Here is a 709-nt window from a genome sequence, read left to right on the forward strand (position 1 = left end):
CGGCACGATCATGATCATCACTGGTCTCACCTACTTCCCCGCCCTCGCGCTGGGCCCGCTCGCTGAAGGGCTCGCGTGATGACGACTCGTATCGAAAAGGCAGATGAAGAGGACGCGATGTCCACGGTGACTCCGACCCGGGCGCCGCACAGCGATGTGCCCACCGGGCACAAGCCGGACGACGGCAAGGTGGGCGGGGGTCTGTTCGACCCCAAGCAGCTGCTGAAGTCCTTCCCGGACGCGATCAAGAAGCTCGACCCGCGGGTGATGGTCAAGTCCCCGGTCATGTTCGTGGTGTTGATCGGTTCGGTCGTCACCACCGTCCTCGCGGTCAAGGATCCGGGGGACTGGTTCGGCTGGGCGATCGCGGCCTGGCTGTGGCTGACGACGATCTTCGCCAACCTGGCGGAGGCCGTGGCCGAGGGGCGCGGCAAGGCGCAGGCGGACACGCTGCGCAAGGCCAAGACCGACACGGTCGCCCGGCGTCTGAACGGTGATGTCGAGGAGCAGGTGCCCGGCACCCAGCTGCGCATCGGTGACCTGGTGGTCTGCGAAGCCGGCGACATCATCCCCGGCGACGGCGACGTCGTCGAGGGCGTCGCGTCCGTCGACGAGTCGGCGATCACGGGTGAATCGGCGCCCGTCATCCGGGAGTCGGGCGGTGACCGTTCCGCGGTGACCGGCGGCACCAAGGTCCTCTCCGACCGCA

The 709-nt window shown here is 68.1% G+C and carries 2 protein-coding genes; both read left to right on the top strand.

Going from position 1 to position 709, the window contains the following annotated elements; genetic code table 11:
* The first annotated feature begins 10 nt into the window (after window positions 1–10).
* Entirely contained in the window at window positions 11–79 is a 69-nt protein-coding gene (locus ACQB60_RS45750; protein WP_496932044.1) for a hypothetical protein, read from the top strand.
* A 38-nt stretch (window positions 80–117) separates the two neighbouring features.
* The coding region (locus ACQB60_RS45755) for a P-type ATPase actuator domain-containing protein (RefSeq protein ID WP_496932043.1) at window positions 118–709 on the top strand (592 nt) is incomplete at its 3' end.

It is taken from the genome of Streptomyces odontotermitis, assembly GCF_050510915.1.
GTDB lineage: Bacteria > Actinomycetota > Actinomycetes > Streptomycetales > Streptomycetaceae > Streptomyces.